Origin of the sequence: Algoriphagus sp., assembly GCF_046296635.1 — a bacterium.
Lineage (GTDB): Bacteria > Bacteroidota > Bacteroidia > Cytophagales > Cyclobacteriaceae > Algoriphagus.
The window spans coordinates 1-603 of record NZ_JBKBKZ010000064.1 but is presented as its reverse complement, the minus strand read 5'-3'; the positions used below and the strand labels follow the sequence as shown (position 1 = coordinate 603).

General features: G+C 42.0%; 1 tRNA gene. It reads left to right on the top strand.

Annotation, left to right across the window (positions count from 1 at the left end):
* Nucleotides 1-405 precede the first annotated feature (405 nt).
* Nucleotides 406-490 (top strand) — tRNA-Leu (locus ACK4HU_RS21970).
* The last annotated feature ends 113 nt before the right edge of the window (nt 491-603 follow it).

The window sequence follows — 603 nt, the reverse complement described above, 5'->3', positions numbered from 1 at the left end:
AGTACCAGTCTTTGTCTATGCGGGCATAGAAAATCAACTCTACTTCATCTCCTACGCTTACTTCCTTTTTGGAAACATCTGTGCTCCATTTGGCTGGTTGGAGGATTTGCCCCTGTGCCGAAAAACCAAGGCTTAGCAGGAGAACTAGCGCAATACGTTGTATCATGTAAATCTGTAGATTGGCTAAATGCCAAAAATAGTTATTCTATAAATAAAATTGCAGGTTAATTGACATTTGATCCGGAAAGCAACTGTCAACACCTCAGTACCAACGAATAAGCCGAGAGAGGGTTGGTAAAATTCTTGACTTGGTCTTTTGGCCAACATATAGAGAGAAAAAATTCCCTCAGCTCTTGCTTTAGCCTTCAGACTTTTTCAGCTACTTTTGTCTCTACATTTTATTCTGCGCACGTGGCGAAATTGGTAGACGCACTGTCTTCAGGCGGCAGCGCCCTCGGGTGTGGAAGTTCGAATCTTCTCGTGCGCACCACCAAAAGAGACCCTCATTCGGGTCTTTTTGTTTTTAAAGGTAGCAATCTAACTTTTTATTTCAATCATCCAAATGTGCCATACGCATGCCTAAATTGTGGATTTGAATTCCAA